Here is a 26,419-nt window from a genome sequence, read left to right on the forward strand (position 1 = left end):
GCCAGCGCGTGGCGTACTCGACCGGCGCTACACCCATGCAAGTTTTGAATAACGCAGCGAAACCCGAACGCGACATGCAGGCAATCTCGGCCATTTGCGTCAGTCGCCAGGCCTTTTCCGGAGCAGCGTGAACGGCGCGCAACACGCCGGCAATCGCCGGTTCCCGCAGTCCGCCCAGCCACGCCAGTTGTTCGGCATCCGCGCTGTTGATGTGGTGGCGCAGCGCATGGATGAAGATCAGCCGCAGCAGGTCGTTGCACATTGCCTGCGAGCCAGGCTGATGCGAGGGCCACTCGCGCCCCAGTTCATCCAGTAGCCAACCGAACGACGAAGCGCCTGCGGTTTCGGCACGAATGATCAGCGAGGTCGGCAGCACATCGAGCAGTTCAGTTGCGCCGGGTCCCGACAGCGACACGCTGCCGCCCAGCAACTCGACTTCCTCGCCGACGCCAAAGGTCGCCGAGGCTTCGTCATGAGCGAAAACCTCCGCTGCGTTAATCGCTTCGACATCGGCGCCGCTGGCCAGAATGAACGGCGTGCGCGACATCACAAAACAGTCGCCGGCCTGCAACAGGCGCGCCGGCATGCCTTGCATGCGCAGCCAGCATTCGCCTCGTCGCACCACGTTGAATTTCAGTTCGATGGGTTGGAAACGCAGCGCCCAGACACCGCCCGCTTGCAAGCGAACCGAGCAGGCTGCGCGCAGTTCCGAGAGTGCCAATACGGCAGAGAGTGGATCGCCAGCAGGATTTTGGATGATCACGACAGAAACCTGGATTTATCAGACTGGTTCGTCCCGAGAGCTTAGCCAAGAATGAAGGCCTTCGATAGCTCACTCAGGATTAAGGCTCATGGCTACGCTTCAACAACCTGTGCAATCACCGTTCAACGCCGCCAGCACAGCGGCAGAAGTCATGGCCGGGATCGATCTGCGCGGGCAGCTCGCTGTGGTGACCGGCGGCTATTCCGGCCTCGGTCTGCTGACGGTAAAAAGCCTCGCTGCGGCAGGAGCGCAGGTCATGGTGCCGGCCAGAGATACGGAGCGGGCAGAGGTGGCATTGGCCGGTGTTGAAGGTGTACGCGTGATGTCCATGGATCTGATGCAGGCTGACTCGGTGGCGGCGTTCAGCCAAAGCGTGGTCAGCGCGGGTCAGCCAGTGTCCTTGCTGATCAACTGCGCCGGAATCATGGCCGCGCCGTTGCTGCGCGATGCCGATGGCCATGAAAGCCAGTTCGCGATCAACCATCTTGGTCATTACCGCCTGACCTGCGGGCTCTGGCCTGCGCTGGTCAGGGCGGGACAGGCGCGGGTGCTGTCGGTGTCCTCGCGCGGGCATCAGATTGCCGGGGTGGATTTTGACGACATCGATTTTTTACAACGGCCGTATGACAAATGGGTTGCATATGGCCAATCGAAAACGGCCAATGCCTTGTTTGCCATCGCACTCGATCAGCGTGGACGGCGCCATGGCGTTCGCGCGTTCTCGTTGCATCCGGGGCAGATTCTCACGGATCTGGCGCGGCACCTCAGCACAGGGGAACTTGCCGCATTCGATGCGCTGGATGAGCAGGGCCGGCCACGGCTGGATGCGCACAATGGACTGAAAACTGTCGAGCAAGGCGCGGCGACGGGGTTGTGGTGCGCGACCAGCGCATTGCTTGCGGATTTGGGCGGCGTGTATTGCGAAGACTGCAATGTTGCGCCGATCAATGAACCGGAAGCAGGCCGCAAGGGTGTTGCGAAATGGGCGGCGGATGCTGAGCTGGCCGAGCGAATTTGGGCGGTTTCGGAGCTATGGACGGGGCTCACGGTGGCATGAATCGAGTCAATGGCCAAAAGCCCCTCACCCTAACCCTCTCCCGGAGGGAGAGGGGACTGACCGAGGTGTTTAGTAGAAATTCGCCAACCTGAAATACCGGGTCGAACTCAGGTTTTGAACAGCACCCAAATCGGCTCTCACATTCTCCTCGGAGGGAGAGGGGACTGACCGAGTGGTTTAGCAGAGAAACGTCGACCTGAAATACCGGGTCGAACTCAGGTTTTGAACAGCACTCAAATCGGCTCTCTCCTTCTCCTCGGAGGGAGAGGGGACTGACCGAGGTGTTTAGTAGAAATTCGCCGACCTGAAATACCGAGCCGAACTCAGTTCTAGAACAGCACCCGAATCGGCTCCCTCTCCCTCGGGAGAGGGCTGGGCGGGCGGCGTTCCGATGAGGGGCTGCCGCGCCGCCGGAATCAAGTCGACCCCAAAAATTGCTCGTCACGCCCGTGCACCGCCTTCGCGCTTCACCCCAAGACAAAACATCTTCCGATAGTCCGACGGCGAAGTTCCCAAGTGCGCCGCAAACTGCTGCCGCAACGACAGCGGCGTGCCAAACCCGGCTTCCCCGGCAATGCATTCAACCGGCAAATCCGTGGTTTCCAGTAACGCCTGCGCTTTGATCACACGCTCGGCGTTAAGCCATTTGAATACTGTCGTACCGGTGGTTTCCTTGAAGCGCCGGGTAAAAGTGCGGCGACTCATTCGGGCTTTCTCCGCCAAAAGGTCCAGCGACAGATTTTCACCCAGATGCATGCGCGCCCAATCCAGAACTTCAGCCAGATGCGTTTCGCTTGAGAGCTGTGGCACCGGGTGCTCGACGTATTGCGCCTGGCCGCCTTGCCGGTGCGGTGGCGTGACCAGCATTTTCGCCGTGTGATTGGCCACGTCAGCCCCGAACCGCTGGCGCACCAGATGCAGACAACAGTCGATGGCCGCTACGGTGCCCGCTGAGGTCATCAGATTGTCGTCGGTGACATACAACACCTCGGGGCGAAAGCGAACCTTGGGAAAGCGTTGGGCAAACTCGTCGCGCGCCGCCCAGTGCGTCGTGGCTTCCTTGCCATCAAGCAACCCGGCATCGCCCAGCACAAACGCGCCCAGGCATAAACCGACGATCAATTTGCCTTCGGCGTGGGCATTCTGCAGCGCCTGTACAAGCGCTGCCGAAGCAGTGATCGATTGATCGCCCCATGCCGGAATGATGATGACGTCGGACGCCGCCATCAATTCCAGGCCATGAGCGACCGCCAGGCCGATGCCTTGGTCACTGGCGACCATGCCGGGTACTTCCGCGCAGTAATTGATCTGGTAACGAGGCTCAGTCGACGCTGGATTCGCCGTCGCCAGTACGATGCCCGGCACCGACAGGTGGAACAGGCTGACGCCGTCGAACGCCAGAACAGCAACGCGAATGGGGGGCATAAAACAAATCTCGGTTGCACACTATCGGGTTGGCCCGATTATATCGATATATGTCTTTCAGGCCACTGTTGGCTGCGCCAGGCTTCAGCAAAAATGGACCCATTCATAAATAACAGGATGATTCCGATGACACTCAAGACTCTACCGTTTGCCCTGAGCATTGCTTGCGCCGCTGCTACCGCACCGGCCTTCGCAGAGACAGAAACGCGGGCAAACCCTGAAGCTGCACACAAGCTGAATCTGCAGCAAGTGCGTAATGCCACGGTGAAGATCACCTACGGCGACACGACCTTTCTGATCGATCCGATGCTGGCGAAAAAGGGCGCGTACCCAGGGTTCGAAAATACCTACCGCAGCAACCTGCGTAACCCGCTGGTCGACCTGACTGAGTCCCCGGAGCAGGTGATTGCGGGCGTCGATGCCGTTATCGTCACGCATACGCACCTGGACCACTGGGATGACGCGGCACAGAAAGCGCTGCCCAAAGACATCCCTCTGTTCGCCCAGCATGAAGAAGATGCGCAACTGATCCGCTCGCAAGGCTTCAAGAACGTGCGCGTGCTGACGAACGAGGCTGAGTTCGGCGGCGTGAAGATCAGCAAAACCGGCGGCCAGCACGGCACTGACGAAATGTATGCCGTGCCGGCCCTCGCCAAACCGCTGGGCGAAGCCATGGGCGTGGTGTTCCAGGCGCCCGGCTACAAAACACTCTATCTCGCCGGCGATACCATCTGGCGCCCGGAAGTCGATCAGGCCATCGAGAAATTCCAGCCTGAGGTGATTGTGCTTAACGCCGGCAAAGCGAAAATGAGCGGTTACGAAGGCTCGATCATCATGGGCGAGGAAGATGTATTGCGAGCGACGCAGGTAGCGAAAGACGCAAAAATCGTCGCCGTGCACATGGACGCGATCAACCACATGTCGCTGACCCGCGCTGAGCTGCGCAGCTATGTGCAAAAGCACGGCATCGACAGCCGCGTGGATATCCCGGCTGACGGTGCTGCGTTGCAGTTCTGATTGATTCAGGCCTGCCTGGGCGTGTCGCCGCCGCGCCCAGGCTCAAGAGGCTGACTGGCATATCACTCGCCCAGCTTCGCCCAGAATTCCTCGGCCGAAGGGCTGATCGGTGCCGTCGGGCGAGTCAGGTGGATTTCCAGTGGAATATCCCAACTTTCATCCAGTGCCCTGACCAGACGCCCGTCAGCCATTTCCTGTTCGGTCAGGCTTTTCGGCAGCCAGGCGACGCCTTTGCTTTCCAGCGCCATCGACATCAGCACTGCGGCCAAGTGGCTGCTGAACAGCGGTTTCAGGTGCAGATAATCAGCCTTGCCATGCAACCTGTGGGCGACGATTCGGCCCAGGCCGGATTCGTGGGTGTAGGCCAGATAGGGCAGGGTTTCAGGCGACGTGCCGAACTGGGCTGAAGCACTCGCCAGCGGCACGAGTACGTCCTCGCCGACCTTCTTGCCAATGAACTGATCAGGCGCCAGTAATGGCGGAACGTCGGGGTGGCGATGGCACAGCAGGAACTGCACCTGGCCATGAATCAGCATCTGTTCGCACACGGCCATGCTGTCGGAATGCAGACGAACCGCATCGATCGGCGCGCCACTTTCGGCGCTGCGCAACCAGCGTGGGAAGAAGGTGAATGACAGCGAATGAGTGGCGGCGAACTGCAAGGTTTTCGCCGCCATGCCAGCCACTTCCTGGGCCTCGGAACGCATGCGGTACAGGCGTCTGGCCGCTTCCTGGGCGCTGGGCAGAATCTGCCGGCCGGCCTCGGTCAACGTCGCACCTTGCGGGGTGCGCACGAACAATTCCACACCCATCCAGTTCTCCAGCGAGCGCACTCGGCGACTGAACGCCGGCTGCGTCACATGGCGCGCTTCGGCGGCCCGGACAAAGCTGCCGTACTCGGCCAGTGCTGAAAAATCCTCAAGCCAAACCAGTTCCAAGGGCAATGCCTCCTGTGCATAGGGCGCGGCATTAATAGCATTGGGCGGGTGTCGTCGCAAAGCATAACGTTGGGTCACCACAACAAGAGGAACCCGTCATGCGTATCGTCGATATCCGTGAAAAAACCGTCTCCATTGCTTCCCCGATCGCCAATGCCTACATCGATTTTTCGAAGATGACCTGCTCGGTCGTCGCGGTCATTACCGACGTGATTCGCGACGGTAAACCGGTCATCGGTTACGGCTTCAACTCCAACGGTCGCTACGGCCAGGGCGCGTTGATGCGCGATCGCTTTCTGGCGCGGATCACTGAAGCCGACCCGGAAACCCTGATCGATCACGAGAACAATAACCTCGATCCGTTCGCCATCTGGAAAACCCTGATGACCAACGAAAAACCGGGCGGCCATGGCGAGCGTTCGGTAGCGGTCGGCACCATCGATATGGCGGTGTGGGATGCGGTGGCGAAGATCGAAGGCAAGCCGCTGTATCGCCTGCTTGCCGACCGTTATCGCAACGGCGTTGCCGATGACAAAGTCTGGGTGTATGCGGCGGGTGGTTATTACTACCCGGGCAAGGACCAGAGCAAGCTCAAGGCCGAAATGCAGAGCTACCTGGACCGTGGCTATGACGTGGTCAAGATGAAGATTGGCGCGGTGCCGCTGGACGAAGATATCCGCCGCATCGAAGCGGTGCTCGAAGTGGTGGGCGACGGCCAGCGCCTGGCGGTCGACGCCAACGGCCGCTTCGATCTGCAGACCGGTATCGCCTACGCCGAAGCGATCAAGAAGTACAACCTGTTCTGGTACGAAGAGGTCGGCGACCCGCTGGATTATGCGCTCCAGGCTGAGTTGGCCAATCACTACGAACTGCCGATGGCCACCGGCGAAAACCTGTTCTCTCACCAGGATGCCCGCAACCTGTTGCGCCACGGCGGCATGCGCCCTGACCGCGACTACCTGCAATTCGACTGCGCGCTGTCCTACGGGCTCGTCGAGTACATGCGCACCCTGAAAGTGATGGAAGAGCTGGGTTGGTCTTCGCGCCGCGTGGTGCCGCATGGTGGTCACCAGATGTCGCTGAACATCGCCGCCGGTCTGCACCTGGGCGGCAACGAATCGTACCCGGACGTGTTCCAGCCCTTCGGCGGTTTTGCCGATGGCATCCGCGTCGAAAACGGCTATGTCGGGCTACCGGATATCCCGGGCGTCGGCTTCGAAGCCAAGTCTGCGCTGTATGCCGTCATGCGCGAACTGGGCGAGGGCTGATTCGGTTTCACCTTCGGCCTCGTTCGCCGAGGCCGTACTTTCAGGCGTCATCCTCGACGCCAAAGCCACATGCCCACCACAACAATAAAATGAGGTGCTTCCGTGGAAACTTCAAAATCACGCTGGTACAACCAGCTCTATGTGCAAGTGCTGATCGGCATCGTCATCGGCGCTGCCATCGGATACTTCGTGCCGGACATCGGCGCCAAGCTGCAGCCGTTTGCCGACGGTTTCATCAAACTGATCAAGATGCTTCTGGCGCCGATCATCTTCGGCACGGTAGTGGTCGGTATCGCCAAGATGGGCAGTATCAAGGAGGTCGGTCGCATCGGTGTGAAAGCGCTGATCTACTTCGAGATTCTTTCCACCATCGCACTGGTGGTCGGCCTGATCGTAGTCAACGTGGTCAAGCCCGGCGCCGGCATGAACATCAACGCCGGCACCCTCGATGGCAGCGCTGTCAACAAATACAGCCAGGCGGCGAGCGAGCAGGGCGGCCTCGTCGAATTCTTCCTCAATATCATTCCGCACACCTTCCTCGGTGCTTTCTCCAATGGCGTCATGCTGCAAGTGATTCTGTTGTCGGTGCTGATGGGCGTCGCCCTGGTGCAAATGGGCGAAACCAGCAAACCGCTGATCAACACCATCGATCTGTTCCTGCAAGGTCTGTTCAAAATCGTCGCGATGGTCATGCGTCTGGCGCCGTTGGGCGCGGGGGCTGGCATGGCATTCACCATCGGCAAATACGGCATCGGCACTCTCCTGTCGCTGGGGCAGTTGCTGGTCGCGCTGTACATCACCACGCTGATTTTCATCGTCGTTGTACTGGGCGCGGTGGCGCGATGGTCGGGCATGCCGCTGATGCAGTTTCTGCGCTATTTCAAGGATGAAATCCTGATCACCCTGGGCACCTGTTCGACCGAAGCGGTATTGCCGCGAATGATGGTCAAACTGGAAAAGCTCGGCTGCAAGAAATCCGTGGTCGGCATGGTCCTGCCGACGGGCTACACGTTCAACGCAGACGGCACCTGCATTTACCTGACCATGGCGGCGATCTTCATCGCCCAGGCGACCAACACACCGCTGACCTTCATGGACCAGATGATTCTGCTCGGCGTGTTCCTGCTGACCTCCAAAGGTTCGGCCGGTGTGGCGGGGGCAGGATTCGTGACCTTGGCTGCCACGCTCACCACCATTCACTCCATACCTCTGGTGGGCCTGGTGTTGCTGTTGGGCATCGACCGCTTCCTCAACGAGGCGCGAGCGGTGACCAACCTGATCGGCAACGGCATCGGCACCATTGCCATTGCCAAGTGGGACAACTCCTTCGATGTCGAAGCGTGCGAGCGGGAAATCGCCGCCATGAAACACGCCAAAGCTGCACGCAAGGCGCTGCTGGCGCACAAGTAAACCAAGCGTGGCGATTAGCACCTCTGTTGGCGATCCGGATCGCCAACAGAGGTGCTGATCGACACCGCACGGGCTGCCTGGGTTGACACTCCTTCGTACTCATGAAATATATAGTGCACTATACAATAGCGAACTATGAAATGAGCTCGAACCGAAATCACGTGGGAACGCAGCTGTCGTTTGCACTCTACGCCGCTGCCAACCGTGTCGTGCGTTTGCACAAGCCGTATCTGGAACCACTGGGCTTAACCTTTCCGCAGTATCTGGTGATCCTGCAGCTTCTGGATGGCGCGCCATTGTCTGTGGGCGAACTCGGCACTTACCTGGCCATGGACGCGGGAACCATCACGCCGCTACTCAAACGTCTGGAAGGCGCCGGATTGGTCACGCGCAAGCGCGATCCGGCAGACGAGCGCCGCGTGCTGATCGACCTGACGCCCGAAAGCCGGGCCATGGAAGACGACATCAGAGCCATCACCGGCAAGATCAAGACGGCCTGCCAGCTCGATGAGCAGGGGATTGAGGCGCTTCGTCTGACGCTGGATGCGCTTGCCCATCCGGCGGCTGACTGAGCCCACCAGTCCAAAAGCGCGCTCAACCGGGCGATAACACACGTAACAGAGAGGGTTTTGAAATGAACATCGGAATTATCGGCGCCGGCCACATCGGCGCAACACTGGCGCGCAAGCTGGCTGCGTGCGGTCATAAGATCAAACTGGCCAACTCGAAAGACCCGCAAAGCATTCAGGCACTCGCTAAAGAAGTCGGTGCCAAGGCTGTCACCAAAGAGCAGGCTGTGTCCGATGTCGATGTGATCATCCTGTCGATTCCCTTCGCCCGATACCCTGATTTGAAGCAGACGCTGAGCCAGGTTCCCGAGCAAGTCGTGGTCATCGATACCTCCAATTACTATCCGCAGCGTGACGGGGCGATCAAGGAAGTGGACGAGGGCAAGCCTGAAAGCGTCTGGGTCAGCGAGCAGATCGGCCGCCCGCTGATCAAAGCGTGGAATGCCGTACTCGCCGCTACGCTGGCCGATCAAGGTCAACCTGCCGAATCCGCAACTCGCATCGCCTTGCCAGTCGCCGGCGATGATGTGCGTGCCGAGGCGATCGCACAGGATCTGGTCGAAGAAACCGGATTCACCGCGCTCGCTGCGGGCAGCCTTCAGGAGTCATGGCGTCAACAACCCGGGACCCCGGCTTACTGCACCGAACTGACCTTGCCGGAACTGAAGCAAGCGCTCGAAGCTGCGGACAAGGCCCGCGCGCCGCTGAACCGCGATGCCTTGATGGCCCGATTCATGGCGCCCGGCACTGAGTTCACCCGCGAGCAGATGGTTGCGATCAATCGGGAAATGACCGCTTGATTAGAAATGAGCGGCTTGGCGTTCATGCGATGGCGATAGCGTGGTCATCTCACACCCCCACAACTGCAAAAACGGCTCGCTGACAGTGGCCGGCCCAACCCATCGGCTGACCAGTTCGCACTCGCCATCCATGCATAACTGGTAATCGCCGGCCTGCGGGGTTCGGCCCAACTGCAGTGGTTGCAGCGGCGGCAAGTGGCGTCGGAAATGCCAACTGCCGTTCTCCAGCCGGGCATCATTGGGTATCTCCATGCCCGCGCCGTTGCCGCGAACCCTGGCCTGCTCAAGAACCAGCCCCTGGGCCGTGACGCGGTAGTCTTCCTCCCAGCGGATCTTTTCGATGCTGTGGTTCCAGGCCAGGGTGAAATTCGCTACCGGCAACTGTGCCCAGATACTGCCGGCCAGACCCAGGCACAAACCGATCATGCATTGGCCGCTGCGGCGCGCCGCGAGCGCCAGACGTGTTGCACGATTACCAGAATCCCGAGTGCGAAGCCGATTTCATCGGTCACTGGCAGTGCCACGATCAGCAGGGCGCCCGCACCAAGACTCAGCAAACGTTCCCAGAGCAGCATTTTCTGTTGCAGAAAACCGGTAGACGCCATGCCCCAGAGACCAACCGCCAGAAGAGTCTTGATCAGCATGTAGGCAGTCGCCCACAGGTTGTCGCCTTGCAGCATCAGCGCCGGGTTGTAGACCGCCATGAACGGGATGACGAAACCGGCCAGCGCAATGCGCACGGCCCACAGGCTGATCTTGAAGCCGCTTTCCTTGGCGATCGGTGCGGCGGCAAAACAGGCGAGAGCGACCGGCGGGGTCAGGTCGGCGAGGATGCCGAAGTAGAACACGAACATGTGCGACACGATCAGTGGCACGCCCAGCTCCAGCAGGGCGGGCGCGGCGATCGAGCTGGTGATGATGTAGTTGGGAATGGTCGGAATGCCCATCCCCAGCACCAGGCAGGTGATCATCGTCAGGATCAGCGACAGCAGCAGGTTGTCGCGGCCGATGGCGAGGATGTAGCCGGCAAACGTCGAAGCGACGCCGGTGAGCGAAACGATGCCGATAATGACACCGACCAACGCGCAGGCGATGCCCACCGGTACCGCGTGGCGGGCGCCCTCGACCAGCGCGTGCAGGCAGATCAGCAGCGTTTCCCGACCGCCCTTGATGAAAGCGCAGACCAGCACCAGGACGGCAATGACCGCAAAAATCACCGCGATGCCAAGCTGGAAAAAACCTGTGCAGAGCACGCCCAGGGCAATCCAGAACGCACAGCGCAGGCCAAAGCTGTGCACCCGGAAAATGATCGCCGAGCCGAGGATCACGATGGCAGTCAAGGCCAGGCCGACCATGCCCGAGAACAGCGGTGTGCGCCCGGAAAACAGCAGGTAAACCAGGACCAGCAGAGGAATCAGCAAGTACCAACTGGTTTTCACCGCGCCCCAGGCGCTGGGACACTGGTCTTTGGGCAGGCCCTTGAGGTTGGAGCGCTTGGCTTCCAGATGGACCATCCAGAATACCGAGCCGAAATACAGCAGGGCGGGTATCAGCGCCGCCTTGGCGATTTCGACGAAGGGCACATTGATGGTTTCAGCCATGATGAAGGCGACCGCGCCCATCACCGGAGGCATGATCTGGCTGCCCATGCTGGAGGTGGCTTCCACGCCGCCGGCGAACGCGGCGCGATAGCCAAAGCGCTTCATCAGCGGAATGGTGAATTGCCCGGTGGTCACGACGTTGGCAATCCCGGAGCCGGTAATTGTCCCCATCAAGGCCGACGAGGCCACGGCCACTTTCGCCGGGCCTCCCAGCTTGTGCCCGAACAAGCCCATGGCGAAGTCGGTAAACAGCTTGATCATGCCGGCCTGCTCAAGGAACGCGCCAAACAGGATGAACAGGAAAATGTAGGTCGCCGACACATAGGTCGGCGTGCCGTACAGCCCTTCGGTGCCGAACGACAGCTGGTTGATGATCTGGTCGAAACCGTAGCCGCGATGGGCCAGTTCGCCGGGCAGGTATTCCCCGAACAGGCCGTACGCCAGGAACAACCCGCAAATCACCGGCAGCGCGATGCCCATCACTCGTCGTGCGGCTTCGAAAACCAGAGCGATCAACACGATCCCGATAACCAGATCCGCCGACGTCAGATCACCGGAGCGCTGGATCAGGTCGGCCTCGAACACCCATTGATACAGCGCGGTAGCGATGGCGGCCAGGCTCAACAGCCACGCCAGCGGTTGCCACGGACGGTCTGTGCCGCGTGCGGGATAACTGAGAAACACCACCCACAGCAGGAAGCCGACGTGCACCGCACGCAGCACTTGGCTGGAGAGAGGAGAAAAGGCTGCGGTGACGATCTGGAAAATCGAGAACAGCAACGCTACGTAAAACAGGGTTTTCGGCCAGTCCCGCGGGTTCGCGGAAATACCGTGATGCTCGTCACTCATTGGCTGCCTTCCTCATGACCACACAAAGGAATCGACGCTGCAGTGGCCGTCACGCCACTGCGCACAAGCGCTTATAAAGCGCCTTTTTCCTTGTAGTAGCGCTCGGCGCCGGGGTGCAGCGCGATCGGCAGGTTTTTCGCAGCCGCTTCCAGCTTGATGTCCTTGGCCGCCGAATGGGAGTTACCCAAGCGCCCCAGGTTGTCGAACAGCAGGCGGGTCATGTCATAGACGACGTCATCCGGAAGGTCGGCGCGGGTCACCAGAATATTGGTGATTGCCACGGTGGGCACGGCTTCGGCCTGTCCGTCGTAGGTGTTGGCCGGGATCATTGCGCTCTGATAGGCCGGATTGCCGATTTTTGTCACCACTTCGCTCGGGATAGCCACGTAGTTCAGCGGCATCACCGACGACAGGTCACGAATGGCGGCCATGCCCAGTCCTGACGATTGCAGGGTGGCGTCCAGTTGCCGGTTCTTGATCAATTCCACCGATTCGGCAAACGGCAGATATTGCACCTTGCCCATGTCCTCGTAGGTCAGGCCGGCCGCTTTGAATATCGCCCGCGCATTCAATTCGGTGCCGGATTTTGGGGCGCCTACCGAGATGGTCTTGCCCTTGAGATCGGCGAGGCTTTTGATCCCCGACTCTTTGCTGGCGACGATTTGGATGTAATTGGGATAGGCGCCGCCCAAGGCGCGCAACTTGGTCAGTGGTGTTTTGAAGCCGGCGTCTTCCACGCCGTTTTTGGCGTCGGCCACTGAGTCGCCCAAAGCCAGGGCCAACTCGCCGCGACCGGCCTGTAGCAAATTGAGGTTTTCCACCGACGCTTTGGTGGCCTGCACCGATGTCTTCGAACCGGCAATACCGTCGCTGTAGATTTGCGACAGGCCGACGCCGATCGGGTAGTAAACCCCGCTGGTTCCGCCGGTGAGGATATTGATGAACACGGGCGCGGCCTGCGCAGCACTGCTAAGGGTCAGCGTGGCGGCGGCCAGCAGGGCAAAGCGTGTTTTGACTCGCATGGGGGCACTTCTCCGTCTTGTTATGGTTTTAAGCAGAGTGATTGCACTTTGGTCGATCCCGGCTGGACGTGATCGTAACGACGTCAGTTCATCCCCAGCCAGTTCGGCAGCACCAGTGAGATCCACGGCACGTAAGTAATCAGGATCAGGAACAACAGCAGAATCGACAACCAGGGCATCGCGGCTTTGACTGTGGCGGGCAAGGACATGCCGGTCACCGCCGAGGTCACGAACAGGTTCAGGCCCACCGGTGGCGTGATCAGGCCGATCTCAAGGTTGACCACCATGATGATGCCGAGGTGAATCGGATCGATGCCCAGTTTCATCGCGATAGGAAAAAGGATGGGCGCCAGGATCAGGATGATCGCCGACGGTTCCATGAACGCGCCGGCAATCAACAGCACAATGTTGACCACCAGCAGGAACGTCACCGGCGTCAGGCCGGCGTCGATCACCCAGGCAGTGATTTGTTGAGGTAACTGTTCGGTGGTCAGCACATGGGCGAACAGCATGGCGTTGGCAATGATGAACATCAGCATGATGCTCAGCTTGGCCGAGTCGAGCAGAACCTTGGGGGTCTCGCGAAAGGTCAGATCCTTGTAGACGAACAGAGCGATAAAGGCCGAATAGACGGCTGCCACTGCGGCAGCTTCGGTCGGGGTGAACATGCCCGAATAGATGCCGCCGAGGATGATCACCATCAGCAACAGGCCCCATATTGCCTGGCGTGCCGTACTCAGAAACTCGCGAAGCGTCGCACGCGGCAAGGCGGGGAGATTTTTCTTCACCGCAACGATGTAGATTGCCACCATCAATGCCGTGCCCAGCAGCAGGCCAGGCACCACGCCGGCCATGAACAGCTTGCCCACGGAAGTCTCTGTAGCAGCGGCGTAAACCACCATCACGATCGACGGCGGGATAAGGATGCCCAGCGTACCGGCGTTGCAGATGATCCCTGCGCCGAACGCTTGCGGGTAGCCGGAACGGACCATCCCGGCAATCGCAATCGAGCCCACCGCAGCGACCGTGGCGGGACTTGAACCGGAGAGGGCGGCGAACAGCATGCAGGCCAGCACCGCCGCGATGGCCAGGCCGCCGCGAATATGCCCGACACAGGCGTTGGCGAAGTCGATCAGCCGGCGGGCGACGCCACCGGTGGTCATGAAGGCCCCGGCCAGCAGGAAGAACGGAATGGCCAGCAGCGTGTAGTGTTCCGAGGTCTCGAACAGTTTGATCGCCAGCGAGCGCACCGAGTCGGGACTGAAGAAAATGATCGTCAGGGAGCCGGCCAGCCCAAGCGAGATGGCGATCGGCACGCCGATGAACATCAAGGCGAACAGGGCCACGAACAGGAAAGCGATGGTCATGGCTTGTCTTCCTCGTGTTCGGCAAGTTTCAGCGCGTCGGCCGCTTCATCGGCCAGGCCGAGGCCGGTCTGACGGTTAAACATGATGCGCAGGAGAATTTCAGCGAAGCGGATGAACACCAGCGCGAAGCCCAGCGGCACGATCAACCCGATATGCCACTGCATGACGCCGAAATGGCCGAGATCCTCGGCGCCGATACCGGCGTTCATCAAGGTTTCAATCCATTCGAAGCTGGCGACGGCCAGCAGCCCTGCGTAGGCCAGGCAGCACAGGCAGGCCAAAATGCCGATGTAGCGCTGTACCGATCTGCGCGCCAGTTTGACCAGTGCGTCGACACCGATATGCCCGGCGGTGCGCACGCCATAGGCCAGGCCGAAAAAAATCAGCCAGCCGAACAGCGCTTTGGTCAGGGCGGTGCTCCAGGTCATGGCCTGCGCCATGCCCATGATCTGATCGCCAACAGCGAACAGCGGGACACTCGCTGCCGGCCAATGATCGGCGAGCCAGTAAAACAGGCTGTAGAAGTTATTGAGGATCACGTAGACAAACGTGACGAGGGTCATGGCCGCCAGAAGGAAGACGATGAAGCCTTCCTCGAAGTGTTCCCAGATTCGCCGAAGCGCTTTCATGGATGGCATCTCACGTCGAGTGAAGACGGGCAGGCGCCGACGCAGCGGCGCCTGCCTTGGGATTATTGCGCCTGGTTTGCGGCTTCGGCGGCAGAGATCAGCTCAGCGCCGATTTCGCCTTCGAATTTCTTCCACACCGGTTTCATCGCATCGCGCCATTGCGCACGTTCTTCTGGCGTAAGCGTGATGATTTCCGTGGTTTTGGCGGCAAGGATGCGCTGCTTGTCACCCTCGTTCAGTTGTTGGGCTTCCTTGTTCACGTGGGTGGTGACTTCCACGACGATCTTGTCCAGTTCGCTGCGCACGTCGGGCGGCAGGCCGTTCCAGAACTTGGTGTTGGTGATCAGCATGTAGTCCAGTACACCGTGGTTGGATTCGGTGATGTACTTCTGCACTTCATGCATCTTCTGGCTGTAGATGTTCGAGTAAGGATTCTCCGCCCCGTTGACCACACCGGTCTGCAGGCCTTGATATACCTCGGCAAAACTCATCTTGCGCGGATTGGCGCGCACCGCCTTGAACTGCTCCTCCAGCACCGCCGAGGCCTGCACGCGGAACTTCAGGCCGCGCGCATCAGCCGGTACACGCAGTGGCTTGTTGGCCGACAGTTGTTTCATGCCGTTGTGCCAATAAGCCAGGCCGGTGATGTTTTTGCTTTCCATGGATTTGAGCAGGCCCTGACCCTGCGGGCTCAGTTGAAAGCGGTCGACAGCGTTGATGTCATTGAAGAGGAAGGGCAGGTCGAACAACTGCACTGACTTGGTGTACTGCTCGAACTTGGCCAGCGACGGCGCAATCATCTGCACATCGCCGAGCAACAAAGCTTCCATTTCCTTGCCGTCACCAAAGAGCGAGGAGTTGGGGTACACCTCGACTTTGACCTTGCCCGGCAAGCGTTCCTCGACCAGTTTCTTGAACAGCAACGCACCTTGCCCCTTGGGCGTCTGGTCAGCGACCACATGCGAGAACTTGATGATCACCGGGTCTGCCGCCATGGCCGGGTTCATGCTGCTTACCGCCAAAGCGCAGGCAAGTGCGCTGAACAGAGATCTGAGCATCTGGGTGATTCCTCTTGTTTTTATTGTGATGACCGCTCGACGCGCTGAACGCGTTCAAGTGCCGAGACATGTTCAAGTCTAGGCAGAAATATCTGATTTGCCGGGGAATTGACCAGAAAAGGCAAAACACTGTCAGAAGGCCCGACTGTCAACTGTCACAGGAGAAGTTACTGGCCGTCTTTCTGGGCGCGGATTACCAGCAAGCCGGCAATCAAAATCAACGCCATTCCTGCCCATGTAAAAATATCCGGGACCTCGTGGAACACCACGTAACCCCAAAGACAGGCAAAAACCAGGTAGGCGTAATCAAACGTGCCGATCAGTGCCGCGGGCGCGATTTGATAAGCCTTGGCGGTAGCGGTGTTGATGAAGATCAGAGCGCAGGCATAGCAGAAGATGAACAGTGTCACTTGCCAATCAAGCGTTTGCCATGGGGAGAGTAGAAAACCGCCAGTTGTGGCAGCCGTGTCACTGACCATCAGCGTAGCGATTGCGCCGATGCTGGCGGCGACGAGGAAAGCTGTATTCAAACCAAGAGCCAATACCAGTGGATGTTCACTGCGACAATGTCGGCGCGTCACTACCATCGCAAGCGCGTAGAACACAGCAGCGATGACGGGCAGCAGCGTTGCGAGAACGAAGATGTCCGAGCCTGGACGTAACACCGTTGCGACACCCGCAAAGCCTGTTGCTATCGCCACCCAGCCACGCAGTGATAACGGCTCACCTCCATAAAGGGTGGAAAAAAGCGCAATGAACAGGGGCGTCGTGTAGATCGCCACGGCAGCCACTGATAATGGAATCAGCGGTAATGCCGCGTAATACGTTACCCACATCAACAAAAGCAGGATGCTCCGGACGGTCACCCAGTACACCGAAGCAATCCCCTGGCGGCCCGATCTGATGTGCCTGCCGAGCCAGACTCCAAGGGCGGGAACCGACAGACAAGACACCAGGAGGAACAGCTGCCAGAGCGGTAGGCGTGCGCTGAAGTATTTGACCGCTGCATCGGCCAGCGAGAGCAGAAAGACAGCAGCGCTGATCAGCACTATGCCCTTGGAAACGCTGTCGCTGCTCGCATTGTGCTTGCTCACGCACCGTGCTCCTGTTCCGTCAGTGAGTTGCGATCCTAGCAGACGTTCGTGCATTACAGATGGTTAAGGTCCGGCACTGCGTATGAGATGCGCATGCCCTGACGGGCTGGTCCGAAGAGGGGCTGACGTCTGCGCTCACAGACCTCAGCCCCTGTCTCCGGGTTTTGGAAAGCAGATCTGCTCTGCTCAGTCAGACTCCCGTTGCCTTGATCAACAGCGAACCGCGCCGGCGCATGAGGGCGTAGTAAGCGCACGCAGGGAACAGCAAGCCAACGGCCCACGCCAGGTCGACGCCTTGCAGGCTGGTGGCAACAGGCCCGACGTACATCGAGGTGTTCATGAACGGAATTTCCAGAGCAATAGTGCAAATGAATATTGCGATTGCTGTCCAGTTCACCCGACCGTAGATACCTGCCGGATCGAAGATGTCGGTAATCCGGTAAACGCCTTTGCGCAGCGCGTAGTAGTCGACAAGATTGATCGCCGTCCAGGGGATCAGAAAGTAGCTCATGAAAAAAATGAAATTCAGGAAGAACTGCAGAAAGTCGTCCTGCGCCAGAGTGCATAAACCGGTAGCGGTCGTGCAGATGATCAGCAGGAATCCCGCACGTACAGGCGGGGTGATTTTGAGCGCAGAGAAAGGCTCGATCATCGTGACCGTCGACATGAAAGCGCCATACAGGTTGAACACGTTGATGGCGATCTGGCCGTAAAGCACGAATGCCACCATCAGCAGGGTGCCTCCTCCGAGCAGGCCTATCAGATGCAGCCCGACATTATCGGAGAACCCCACCATGCCCTTGGCCAGTACGGCGCCTAACAACATCATCCAGCTTCCGCCGATCACGGTACCGGCATAGCTGTACCAAAACACTTGGCGGGTGGATGTGGCGCTCGGCAAATAGCGAGAGTAATCCGCCACGTAAGGTGCGTAGGACAGTTGCCAAGTGACCGCGATACTGACGGAGGCGAGGAAGCTGACCAGATTGAAACCCTGCGCGGTCCATTGGCCGGCCTCTATCGGCAGCGCGAGGGCGAGCAGGGTGGCGATGCCGAACACCGCAATCGAAATCAGCGAAAGCAGCTTCTGCACGCGATGAATCAATTGGTAGCCGAACAGCGCGACCAGGAAGCATGCCGCGCCCAGCAGAGCGATGTTGCCAGCGGTGCTCAACGGGCTCAGGTCGCTCACCGCCTGAGCAGCCAACAGCGTGTTGCTGACGAAAAAGCCCAAGTAAATAAGCATGACGAACAGCAGCGGGACGATGGCGCCGAAAACCCCGAATTGTGCCCGGCTCTGGATCATCTGCGGAATACCCAGTCTCGGCCCCTGCGCGGAGTGCGAAGCCATGAAAATTGCACCAATCAGCGAACCGGTAAGGATCGATAGCGCACTCCAGAAAAGATTGAGTCCCAGGCTGATGGGCAACACTCCAGCCGCTACCGTGGTGATGTTGGCGTTGGCACCAAACCAGACGAAGAACAGGGAACGTGGCCGACCGTGACGCTCGCTCTCAGGGATAAAGTCGATGCTGCGTTTTTCAACTTTCATGTCTGTCTCCGTTCAGCAGGCGTCGACGAGGCGGCGTTGAAAGCGCGCTACGACTTGTGGGAATTCATCTGGCTGGAAGGCGAGGTGATCGGGTTCGGCGGTTCGAAGCGATGTTGCGGGCTCGTTGTTCCAGCGTCTCGACAACTGCTCGGTGGTGAAGAGCTCCAGCCCGTACAGCCAGTTGGAAAGGATGAACAGTGCCGAGTAATGCGCTCCCTCTGTAGTCGCACTACAGGCGTCAGCGACAAGGCTGACCTGGAAGTCGTGCTGATAGGCGTCGAACAGACTGCTCATGACACACACATCCGTCAGCACGCCGATGACCACCAGTTGCTTGATGCCTCGGCGGTTGAGCATCTGAGCCAAACGGGTGCCGTGGAAGGCGCTGTAGCGGCGTTTATCGATGACGACGTCAGCGTCTCGAGGCGCCAGGGCGTCAATGATCTCGATCGCAGATGTGCCGGCGCGGTAAGTCGTTGGCCTGCCTTGGTCGTCTACCGGTTCGCCCAGCGCCAGATCGCGGCCCGGAGCGTCGTTGACATGGCGGGTATAGAAAATCGGGATGTGCAACTGGCGAGCGCGATCGATCAGGGATGCGGCGTTATCGACCACTTGATCGAAGCGTTCGAGCGGGAAGCCATCTTCCTTTTGCATATCGATCACAAGCAAGGCGGTGTTTTGGTTCATCAGGTTTGTTCCGGATGCAGAGCGTCGGGCGAGCCGGAGGGACTCACCAGAAAACTCGGTAATGACGGTGCGCAGCGATCCGCCAAGGCGGAAACTGCGAGAGATCGAGAGAGACTCTCGTGGGGAGGTGTTACCTGACTATCTGCCAGAAACCGTTTTGCTTCGCGCTCACGCAGGATGGCAGCTGCGGCAGCACGATGGAGGACGAAGAGCGGAATCGACGGAGATAACGCGCCATGGCTGCGCACGGCAACGCACACACCGCGCTTGAAGAGCGGGTGTGAGCGTCGCCGAAATTTGCGGAGGATGCAGGCATGGCCATAGACCTTGAGCGCGATATGCACTGGAGGAGCAAGATACGGGCCAAGCTGTGCAAGGCCTTCGAAGCCATTGAGCCAGAGCGGACCAAGCGTTTGAAGCAGCGTTTATGGTATCTGGTATTCCATAATATTGTGTTACGTAGCGTAGCAGCGGCTTGCGTCCTTGCTCCCTTTTGAAGCAGATATCTCCAGGCTCGCGGCGATCAACGCCGCGCCGTACGCGTACTCACATCCACCCAGACCGCTAAGACCAGAATGCTGCCCTTGACGATCATCTGCCAGTAACTGTCGACGTCGAGCATCGACATGCCGTTATCCAGGCTGGTAATCACCAGTGCGCCGAGGAGGGCGCCGTAGACGGTGCCGGAGCCGCCGCGCATGGAGGTGCCGCCGATGAAGCAGGCGGCTATGGCGTCGAGCTCGCCCATGCTGCCGGCGGACGGTGAGCCGGCGGCGAGGCGTGCGGTGTTGACCACGCCGGCGAGGGCGCACATCACGCCCATGATGCCGAAGATCCACAGCTTGACCGCCTGCACATTGATGCCTGACAGGCGCGTGGCTTCCATGTTGCTGCCGACCGAATAGACCCGGCGGCCGAACACGGTCTGGCTGGTGACGTAACTGAACACCCCGAGCAGAATCAGCAACAGCAGCACCGGCACGGGAATGCCGTCATAGCTGTTGAGGGTCTGAACAAAACCGGCCAGCACCGCGCCGATCACCAGCACGCGCACAACATCACGCACCAGTGAATGCGCCGCCAGGCCATGCAGGGCGCGATTGCGTCGTTGTTTCCAGGTCAGGAACACTGTCAGCGCAAACAGCAGCACACCCAGGCCAGTGCCGATCGCGTGGGGCAGATAACCTTGGCCGACATAGACCAGCTCCGGCGATACCGGGGCGATGGTGGTGCCGCCGGTGATCCCCAGCAAAATCCCGCGAAACGCCAACATGCCACCGAGCCCGACGATAAATGACGGTATGCGCAAGTACGCCGCCATGTAGCCGTTGGCGAGGCCGATCATCAGGCCGCACAGGGCGACCAGGCTCAGATTCGCCAGCAACGGAATGTGATAGACCACGTCGAGTATCGCCGCGAGGCCACCCAGCAGGCCGAGCAATGAGCCCACCGACAAATCGATCTCGCCGCTGATGATCACCAGCACCATGCCGCAGGCGAGGATGCCGGTGATCGACATCTGCCGCAGCAGGTTGGAAAGGTTGCGCGGGGTGAGGAAACCGCCTTCGGTCTGCCAGCTGAAGAACAGCCAGATCAGCACCACGGCGAATACCAGCGCGAGCATTTTGTAGCGGGTGAACAGTTGTTTGACCTGATTCATTTACGCGGTTTTCCGATCATTATTGTTATGGCTGCCCGGCTGGCTGAGGGCGGCGGCGAGTACCTGTTCCTGGGTCAGCTCATGGTTGACGAAGTCGCCGCGCAACTGGCCTTCGCCGATCACCAGCACGCGGTCGGAGACGCCGAGCACTTCGGCCAGTTCCGACGAAACCATGATGATCGACACGCCCTCAGCGGCGAGCGCGCCCATCAACTTGTAGATCTCATACTTGGCGCCGACGTCCACGCCTCGGGTCGGCTCGTCGAGAATCAGCACGCGCGGTTTGGCCAGCAGCATCTTGGCCAGTACGGCTTTTTGCTGATTGCCGCCCGACAGGCTGGTGATCGGCAGGGACGGACTTGCGGTCTTCAGATGCAGGCGGGAGATTTCCCGGTCGATGCAGCCCAGTTCGGCTTCGGCATCGATGCGGGTCATTTTCGAATAACTCTCGAGCACGGCGAGGGTGATGTTCTGACCGACACCGAGATCCGGAATGATGCCTTGGCGCTTGCGATCTTCAGGCACCAGGCACAGGCCGGCGCGGATCGCTTTCAGCGGCGTGCGCGTGTCGATTGGCTGGCCGTCCAGCCAGACTTCGCCTTCATGGCGGCCGGGGTAAGCGCCGAACAGTGCGGTGACCAGCTCGGTGCGGCCGGCCCCGACCAGCCCGGCAATGCCAAGAATCTCGCCGCGCTTGAGGCTGAAGGAAATGTCATCGACCCGTTTACGCTTGGGGTTGTCGACGTCATAGCAGGTAATGTGGCGCGCCTCGAAAATCACCTCGCCAATCTCATGCGGCTCGCTGGGGTAGAGGTTGCTCATTTCGCGGCCGACCATCTGCGTGATGATCTGTGGAATGTCCATGTCGGCCATGGCGGTGGTGGCGATGTGTTTGCCGTCGCGGATCACCGAAATGGTGTCGCATACGGCGGCGACTTCATCGAGTTTGTGCGAGATGTAGACGCAGGCGACGCCCTTGGCTTTGAGGTCGCGGATGATGTCCAGCAGCACTTCGATTTCCGAGCGGCTCAGGGCCGAGGAGGGTTCGTCGAGAATCAGCAGACGCGCCTGTTTGTTCAGGGCCTTGGCGATTTCCACCAGTTGCTGATAGCCGCCGCCGTACTGCGAAACCGGTAGCGACACGTTCATGTCCGGCACTTTCAATTCACGCATCAAGGCTTCGGCGCGGTGGATCATCGCCGGGTAGTTCATGCGCCCGCCGGGCAGCGTCAGCTCATGGCCCATGAAGATGTTTTCCGCCACCGACAGATCCGGAACCAGGGTCAGTTCCTGATGGATGATGACGATGCCGGCGGCCTCGGTTTCGCTGATCGATTGCGCCCGGAGCGGTTGCCCGTCCCAGAGGATTTCGCCGTCCCAGGTGCCATGGGGATAGACCGCCGAAAGGATCTTCATCAGCGTCGACTTGCCGGCGCCATTCTCGCCGCACAGGCCCACGCATTCACCGGGCCTGACCTTGATGTCGATGCCGTTGAGCGCTTTGACACCGCCGAAGGTTTTGACGATGCCGTTCATTTGCAGCAGATAGTCGGACATGGAAAAGGCTCGTATACCAGGGACTCAAACACCACTGAACCTGTGTGGGAGCGAGCCTGCTCGCGAAGGCGCCTTTTCAGACAGAGCTTTACTGACTGACACTCCGCTTTCGCGAGCAGGCTCGCTCCCACAGGTCTGATCAAGATTTACGACCGGATCACTGCCCGGCAATCTGCGCCTTGGTGTAGAAGCCGTCCTGTTCGAGCAAGTCGATGTTGTCCTTGGTCAACGGCGTTGGCGTGAGCAGGATGGTGTCGACCTTTTTGCTGCCGTTGTCGTACTGCGAGGTGTAGGCCGGTTTTTCGTTGCGTGCCAGTTGCACCGAGAGCTTGGCCGCTTCGGAGGCGATGAGTTTCAGCGGTTTGTAAACGGTCATGGTTTGCGTGCCGGCGATCACGCGTTTGACCGCTGCGAGGTCGGCGTCCTGACCGGAAATCGGCACCTTGCCGGCCAGTTGCTGCGCGGCCAATGCCTGGATGGCGCCGCCAGCGGTAGCGTCGTTGGAGGCGACGATGCCGTCGATTTTGTTGTTGTTACGGGTCAGCGCGTTTTCGACGATGCTCAGCGCTTCGGTCGGGTTCCATTCCTTGACCCACTGCTGGCCAACGATCTTGATATCGCCCTTGTCGATGGCCGGTTGCAGCACTTTCATCTGGCCTTCACGGAGGATCTTGGCGTTGTTGTCGGTCGGCGCGCCACCTAACAGAAAGTAATTGCCCTTGGGCGCTGCTTTCAGCACGCCGCCGGCCTGCATTTCGCCGACTTTTTCGTTATCGAAGGAAATGTAGGCGTCGACATCGGCGTTGAGAATCAGCCGGTCGTAAGACACCACTTTAATCCCGGCTTTCTTCGCCTCGGCGACGGCGTTGGTCAGCACTGTCGCGTTGAACGGCACGATGACGATTACATCGACGCCGCGAGAGATGAGGTTTTCGATCTGCGAAATCTGCTTCTGCTCGTTGGCGTCCGCCGATTGCACGAAGACTTTGGCGTCCATTTTCTCCGCCGCCGCGACGAAGTAATCGCGATCGCGCGACCAGCGTTCCAGACGCAGGTCATCAATGGAGAAACCGATTTTCGGATGGGTTGCGTCGGCCATTACCGGCAGGGCCAACAACGCCAGGGCACTGGCCAGCAGCGTACGTTTCAAGTTCTTCATGGTGGTGCGTCCTTTTATTTTTGTTGGAAAGACACGGCCTGACGATGAATCGGGCTGGTAGAACTGTAGAGAATCTGCCGACGCAGCAGGCACAGAATTGTCGTGCAATTGTCACAGCGTCGTTGCGTCGACAGAGGGTCTCGGCGATCAGCGATACAGGTAACGGTTGACGATGTTTTCGAGCATTTCCTGGCGGCCGCTGACGGCTTGCGGGTTCAGCTCGTTGGTGAACGCGTGCTCGGCCAGCGACTCGAGATTGAAGTCGCCCGCCATCACCGCTTGCCCGAACGGCTGACGCCAGCCGGCGTAGCGTTGGTCCTTGAGGGTTTGCAATTGATCGTTCTCAACCATCGCAGCGGCGCGCTCCAGCGACAGGGCGAGGACGTCCATGGCGCCAACATGACCGTGGAACAGGTCGATCTCGTCGAGGCTCTGCCGGCGCACCTTGGAGTCGAAGTTGAAACCGCCATTCTTGAAACCGCCGGCCTTGAGGATTTCATAGGTCGCCAAGGTCATTTCTTCGACGCTGTTGGGGAACTGGTCTGTGTCCCAGCCGTTCTGCGGATCGCCACGGTTGGCGTCGATGCTGCCGAAGATCCCCAGCGAGGCAGCCGTGGCGATTTCGTGATGAAAGCTGTGGCCGGCCAGGGTCGCGTGGTTGGCCTCGATGTTGACCTTGATTTCCTTCTCCAGGCCGTACTGCTGGAGGAAGCCGAACACCGTGGCGCTGTCGTAATCGTATTGGTGCTTGGTCGGCTCCTGCGGCTTGGGTTCGATCAGCAGGTCGCCGGTGAAACCGATCTTGTGCTTGTGCTCGACCACCATGCGCATGAAGCGCCCGAGTTGTTCGCGCTCGCGTTTCAAGTCGGTATTGAGCAGGGTTTCGTAGCCTTCACGACCGCCCCACAGAACGTAGTTGGAACCCTTGAGGCGATGAGTCGCGTTCATTGCGCTGAACACTTGCGCGGCGGCGCAGGCGAACACTTCCGGATCGGGATTGCTCGCGGCACCGGCGGCAAAACGAGGATTGCTGAAGCAGTTGGCGGTGCCCCAGAGCAACTTGATACCGCTCTGTTCCTGATGTTGCTCAAGGCGATCGACCATTTGTGCGAAGTGTTCGCGGTACTCCTTCAGCGAATTGCCTTCCGGGGCGACGTCCGTGTCGTGAAAGCAGTAGTAATCGATGCCCAGTTTGCTGAAGAACTCGAATGCGGCTTGAGCCTTGCCGATAGCCAGTTCCATCGGTTCGCCACTGCGTTGCCACGGGCGTTTGAAGGTGCCGGCACCGAACACATCGGAGCCCGGCCAGACGAAAGTGTGCCAGTAGCAGGCGGCCATGCGCAGGTGTTCGCGCATGGGTTTGCCGAGGATCAGTTTGTCGGCGTCGTAGTGACGGAATGCGAGGGGCGAATCACTGTTCGGGCCTTCGTAGCGAACCGGCTCGATATTGGGGAAATACTGCATGGACCTTGTCCTTGTTGTTCTTGGCGGTGTCTCGATACTAGCAACGGCCCCGTGCCCGCTGATTATGAAAAGCCTCAACTGCGAGTGCGATTTTGCGTATTGAGCTTCAGCGCTCGCAGGCCTAGTCTGTGTCCATCGTCGCCGCGACATGGCGGCCTGGAACAGTACAAAAACAATTTGAGGCCGCTTTCGCGAGCAGGCTCGCTCCCACATTGAACTTGTGTCGTTCACAAAACCCTGTGGGAGCGAGCCTGCTCGCGAATGGCTTGACGCAAAATCCGGATACTGAATGAAGAGCCTACCGCCCGTGCACCGCATCGCCCTGTTGTTCAACGGCAGCAAGATCTACGACCGTGGCATCATCAGCGGCATCGGCAACTACTTGAGCAGCACCCGCGCTTCCTGGGACCTGTTTCTGGAAGAGGACTTTCTCTGCCGCTTGAAAGGCATCGAGCGCTGGCAGGGTGACGGGATCATTGCCGATTTCGACGATCCGCTGATTGGCGAGGCGCTGGCTGACATTCATTTGCCGGTGGTGGCGGTGGGCGGTTCCTACGAGGATGCACGCGCCTATCCGAAAGCGATCCCCTATGTCGCCACCGATAACAACGCATTGATCGCCTTGGCTTATTCGCATCTGGTCGAGGCGGGATTGCAGCGCTTTGCCTGTTTCAGCCTGCCGGAAGCGCAGGCCAATCGCTGGGCGCAGGAGCGAGAAAAAGCCTTTCGCAAACTGATGCAACGAGACGGCCTGCACGCCGAGATCTATCGCGGCATGGGCACCAGCGCGCCGCTGTGGGACAGCGCCGTCGAACAACTGATCGCCTGGCTGCACAGCCTGCCCAAACCGATCGGCATCATCGCCGTCAGCGACGCCCGTGCCCGGCAGTTGCTGCAAGCCTGCCTGACCGCCGGCATCGCCGTGCCGGAGCAGGTCGCGCTGATCGGCATCGACAATGACCCGCTGACCCGCAGCCTGACTCGCGTACCGCTGAGTTCGGTGATTCAGGGCACCGAAACCATGGGCCGCACCGCTGCGCAATTGCTGCACCAGATGCTCCACGGCATGCCGTCCACCGGTACGCAAATCCTGATTCCGCCGGACGCGGTCAACGTGCAGGTGTCGAGCCTGCACCAACCACTGGGCAATCCCTACGTCATGCAAGCGCTGCTGTTCATCCGCCAATATGCCTGCCAGGGCATCAAGACCGCGCAAGTGGCGGCCTATGTCGGGGTGTCGCGCTCATCGCTGGAAGCGCATTTCCGCGCTGAGCGCGGTTGCAGCGTGCATGACGAGATTCTGCGTTTCAAACTGGCGGCGGCTACCAGCGGTTTGAAGAACACCGATGCGGCGATTGCCGACATTGCCCAAGCCTGCGGCTTCAAGTCTGCGCAATATCTGCACACGGTGTTCCGTCGCGAGTTCGGCTGCACGCCCCGCGAATATCAGCAGGGCGGGGCGTAGCGCTGCGA

General features: G+C 59.7%; 23 protein-coding genes. 7 read left to right on the forward strand and 16 right to left on the reverse strand.

Annotation, left to right across the window (positions count from 1 at the left end):
- Window positions 1-763 (reverse strand): cupin domain-containing protein (locus D6877_RS12655; protein WP_241662890.1); only part of this gene is annotated, 763 nt, incomplete at its 3' end.
- 88 nt (window positions 764-851) lie between these two features.
- Between D6877_RS12655 and D6877_RS12660 the strand changes: the two genes are divergently transcribed.
- On the forward strand, window positions 852-1,820 hold the full coding sequence (locus D6877_RS12660) for an oxidoreductase (RefSeq protein WP_130910998.1): 969 nt from the start codon (window positions 852-854) through the stop codon (window positions 1,818-1,820).
- Between the two features lie 441 nt (window positions 1,821-2,261).
- On the opposite strand, the gene D6877_RS12665 is transcribed toward D6877_RS12660, so the two are convergent.
- The gene (locus D6877_RS12665; RefSeq protein WP_130910999.1) at window positions 2,262-3,245 is read right to left on the reverse strand and encodes a helix-turn-helix domain-containing protein; all 984 of its coding nucleotides are present in this window, start codon (window positions 3,243-3,245) and stop codon (window positions 2,262-2,264) included.
- Between the two features lie 126 nt (window positions 3,246-3,371).
- Here D6877_RS12665 and D6877_RS12670 point away from each other — a divergent pair, with 126 nt between their 5' ends.
- Complete coding sequence (locus D6877_RS12670) at window positions 3,372-4,262, forward strand: MBL fold metallo-hydrolase (RefSeq protein ID WP_130911000.1); 891 nt, start codon at window positions 3,372-3,374, stop codon at window positions 4,260-4,262.
- Between the two features lie 62 nt (window positions 4,263-4,324).
- Here D6877_RS12670 and D6877_RS12675 read toward each other — a convergent pair whose 3' ends face one another.
- Complete coding sequence (locus tag D6877_RS12675; RefSeq protein WP_024012581.1) at window positions 4,325-5,200, reverse strand: LysR family transcriptional regulator; 876 nt, start codon at window positions 5,198-5,200, stop codon at window positions 4,325-4,327.
- Between the two features lie 98 nt (window positions 5,201-5,298).
- Between D6877_RS12675 and D6877_RS12680 the strand changes: the two genes are divergently transcribed.
- From D6877_RS12680 to D6877_RS12695, 4 genes are all read left to right on the forward strand, one after another.
- On the forward strand, window positions 5,299-6,468 hold the full coding sequence (locus D6877_RS12680; protein ID WP_024012582.1) for a mandelate racemase/muconate lactonizing enzyme family protein: 1,170 nt from the start codon (window positions 5,299-5,301) through the stop codon (window positions 6,466-6,468).
- Between the two features lie 102 nt (window positions 6,469-6,570).
- Window positions 6,571-7,878, forward strand: a complete 1,308-nt coding sequence (gene dctA, locus D6877_RS12685; RefSeq protein ID WP_130911001.1) for a C4-dicarboxylate transporter DctA — start codon at window positions 6,571-6,573, stop codon at window positions 7,876-7,878.
- A 140-nt stretch (window positions 7,879-8,018) separates the two neighbouring features.
- Window positions 8,019-8,450, forward strand: coding sequence for a MarR family transcriptional regulator (locus tag D6877_RS12690; RefSeq protein WP_016774314.1), 432 nt, complete (start codon window positions 8,019-8,021; stop codon window positions 8,448-8,450).
- Window positions 8,447-9,247, forward strand: a complete 801-nt coding sequence (locus D6877_RS12695; RefSeq protein ID WP_275550084.1) for an NAD(P)-binding domain-containing protein — start codon at window positions 8,447-8,449, stop codon at window positions 9,245-9,247. Before D6877_RS12690 ends, D6877_RS12695 begins: the two co-directional genes overlap by 4 nt.
- On the opposite strand, the gene D6877_RS12700 is transcribed toward D6877_RS12695, so the two are convergent.
- From D6877_RS12700 to xylA, 13 genes are all read right to left on the reverse strand, one after another.
- A complete protein-coding gene (locus D6877_RS12700; RefSeq protein ID WP_130911003.1) occupies window positions 9,248-9,673 on the reverse strand; it encodes a DUF1850 domain-containing protein in 426 nt (141 codons plus the stop codon).
- The gene (locus tag D6877_RS12705) at window positions 9,670-11,697 is read right to left on the reverse strand and encodes a TRAP transporter permease (RefSeq protein ID WP_130911004.1); all 2,028 of its coding nucleotides are present in this window, start codon (window positions 11,695-11,697) and stop codon (window positions 9,670-9,672) included. Before D6877_RS12705 ends, D6877_RS12700 begins: the two co-directional genes overlap by 4 nt.
- 71 nt (window positions 11,698-11,768) lie before the next feature.
- Entirely contained in the window at window positions 11,769-12,719 is a 951-nt protein-coding gene (locus tag D6877_RS12710) for a TAXI family TRAP transporter solute-binding subunit (RefSeq protein ID WP_130911005.1), read from the reverse strand.
- A gap of 83 nt (window positions 12,720-12,802) precedes the next feature.
- Complete coding sequence (dctM, locus tag D6877_RS12715) at window positions 12,803-14,086, reverse strand: C4-dicarboxylate TRAP transporter large permease protein DctM (RefSeq protein ID WP_041480541.1); 1,284 nt, start codon at window positions 14,084-14,086, stop codon at window positions 12,803-12,805.
- Entirely contained in the window at window positions 14,083-14,715 is a 633-nt protein-coding gene (locus D6877_RS12720; protein ID WP_130911006.1) for a TRAP transporter small permease, read from the reverse strand. The genes dctM and D6877_RS12720 overlap by 4 nt, the downstream gene beginning before the upstream one ends.
- A gap of 62 nt (window positions 14,716-14,777) precedes the next feature.
- Window positions 14,778-15,722, reverse strand: a complete 945-nt coding sequence (gene dctP / locus D6877_RS12725; RefSeq protein WP_224789932.1) for a C4-dicarboxylate TRAP substrate-binding protein DctP — start codon at window positions 15,720-15,722, stop codon at window positions 14,778-14,780.
- Window positions 15,723-15,940: 218 nt separating this feature from the next.
- On the reverse strand, window positions 15,941-16,867 hold the full coding sequence (locus tag D6877_RS12730; protein ID WP_178083674.1) for a DMT family transporter: 927 nt from the start codon (window positions 16,865-16,867) through the stop codon (window positions 15,941-15,943).
- 190 nt (window positions 16,868-17,057) lie between these two features.
- Window positions 17,058-18,419, reverse strand: coding sequence for a cytosine permease (locus D6877_RS12735; protein WP_130911008.1), 1,362 nt, complete (start codon window positions 18,417-18,419; stop codon window positions 17,058-17,060).
- A 12-nt stretch (window positions 18,420-18,431) separates the two neighbouring features.
- Entirely contained in the window at window positions 18,432-19,106 is a 675-nt protein-coding gene (locus D6877_RS12740) for an isochorismatase family cysteine hydrolase (RefSeq protein WP_130911009.1), read from the reverse strand.
- Window positions 19,107-19,629: 523 nt separating this feature from the next.
- Complete coding sequence (locus D6877_RS12750) at window positions 19,630-20,766, reverse strand: sugar ABC transporter permease (RefSeq protein WP_024012594.1); 1,137 nt, start codon at window positions 20,764-20,766, stop codon at window positions 19,630-19,632.
- A complete protein-coding gene (gene xylG / locus D6877_RS12755; RefSeq protein WP_039758957.1) occupies window positions 20,767-22,323 on the reverse strand; it encodes a D-xylose ABC transporter ATP-binding protein in 1,557 nt (518 codons plus the stop codon).
- Between the two features lie 157 nt (window positions 22,324-22,480).
- Complete coding sequence (xylF, locus tag D6877_RS12760; RefSeq protein WP_016774327.1) at window positions 22,481-23,482, reverse strand: D-xylose ABC transporter substrate-binding protein; 1,002 nt, start codon at window positions 23,480-23,482, stop codon at window positions 22,481-22,483.
- Between the two features lie 147 nt (window positions 23,483-23,629).
- Complete coding sequence (xylA, locus tag D6877_RS12765; RefSeq protein ID WP_041480538.1) at window positions 23,630-24,946, reverse strand: xylose isomerase; 1,317 nt, start codon at window positions 24,944-24,946, stop codon at window positions 23,630-23,632.
- A 289-nt stretch (window positions 24,947-25,235) separates the two neighbouring features.
- Between xylA and D6877_RS12770 the strand changes: the two genes are divergently transcribed.
- Window positions 25,236-26,411, forward strand: coding sequence for a DNA-binding transcriptional regulator (locus tag D6877_RS12770; protein ID WP_130911010.1), 1,176 nt, complete (start codon window positions 25,236-25,238; stop codon window positions 26,409-26,411).
- Window positions 26,412-26,419 lie beyond the last annotated feature (8 nt).

The organism is Pseudomonas sp. Sample_9, from assembly GCF_004307535.1.
Lineage (GTDB): Bacteria > Pseudomonadota > Gammaproteobacteria > Pseudomonadales > Pseudomonadaceae > Aquipseudomonas > Aquipseudomonas mercuritolerans.

Coding starts and splice junctions, on each gene's coding strand:
- D6877_RS12700 (WP_130911003.1), bottom strand. CDS start 9,673: ATGATCGGTTTGTGCCTGGGTCTGGCCGGCAGTATCTGGGCACAGTTG.
- D6877_RS12670 (WP_130911000.1), top strand. CDS start 3,372: ATGACACTCAAGACTCTACCGTTTGCCCTGAGCATTGCTTGCGCCGCT.
- D6877_RS12710 (WP_130911005.1), bottom strand. CDS start 12,719: ATGCGAGTCAAAACACGCTTTGCCCTGCTGGCCGCCGCCACGCTGACC.
- D6877_RS12665 (WP_130910999.1), bottom strand. CDS start 3,245: ATGCCCCCCATTCGCGTTGCTGTTCTGGCGTTCGACGGCGTCAGCCTG.
- dctM (WP_041480541.1), bottom strand. CDS start 14,086: ATGACCATCGCTTTCCTGTTCGTGGCCCTGTTCGCCTTGATGTTCATC.
- dctP (WP_224789932.1), bottom strand. CDS start 15,722: ATGAACCCGGCCATGGCGGCAGACCCGGTGATCATCAAGTTCTCGCAT.
- xylG (WP_039758957.1), bottom strand. CDS start 22,323: ATGTCCGACTATCTGCTGCAAATGAACGGCATCGTCAAAACCTTCGGC.
- xylA (WP_041480538.1), bottom strand. CDS start 24,946: ATGCAGTATTTCCCCAATATCGAGCCGGTTCGCTACGAAGGCCCGAAC.
- D6877_RS12660 (WP_130910998.1), top strand. CDS start 852: ATGGCTACGCTTCAACAACCTGTGCAATCACCGTTCAACGCCGCCAGC.
- D6877_RS12705 (WP_130911004.1), bottom strand. CDS start 11,697: ATGAGTGACGAGCATCACGGTATTTCCGCGAACCCGCGGGACTGGCCG.
- D6877_RS12750 (WP_024012594.1), bottom strand. CDS start 20,766: ATGAATCAGGTCAAACAACTGTTCACCCGCTACAAAATGCTCGCGCTG.
- xylF (WP_016774327.1), bottom strand. CDS start 23,482: ATGAAGAACTTGAAACGTACGCTGCTGGCCAGTGCCCTGGCGTTGTTG.
- D6877_RS12690 (WP_016774314.1), top strand. CDS start 8,019: ATGAGCTCGAACCGAAATCACGTGGGAACGCAGCTGTCGTTTGCACTC.
- D6877_RS12740 (WP_130911009.1), bottom strand. CDS start 19,106: ATGAACCAAAACACCGCCTTGCTTGTGATCGATATGCAAAAGGAAGAT.
- D6877_RS12735 (WP_130911008.1), bottom strand. CDS start 18,419: ATGAAAGTTGAAAAACGCAGCATCGACTTTATCCCTGAGAGCGAGCGT.
- D6877_RS12680 (WP_024012582.1), top strand. CDS start 5,299: ATGCGTATCGTCGATATCCGTGAAAAAACCGTCTCCATTGCTTCCCCG.
- D6877_RS12770 (WP_130911010.1), top strand. CDS start 25,236: ATGAAGAGCCTACCGCCCGTGCACCGCATCGCCCTGTTGTTCAACGGC.
- D6877_RS12720 (WP_130911006.1), bottom strand. CDS start 14,715: ATGAAAGCGCTTCGGCGAATCTGGGAACACTTCGAGGAAGGCTTCATC.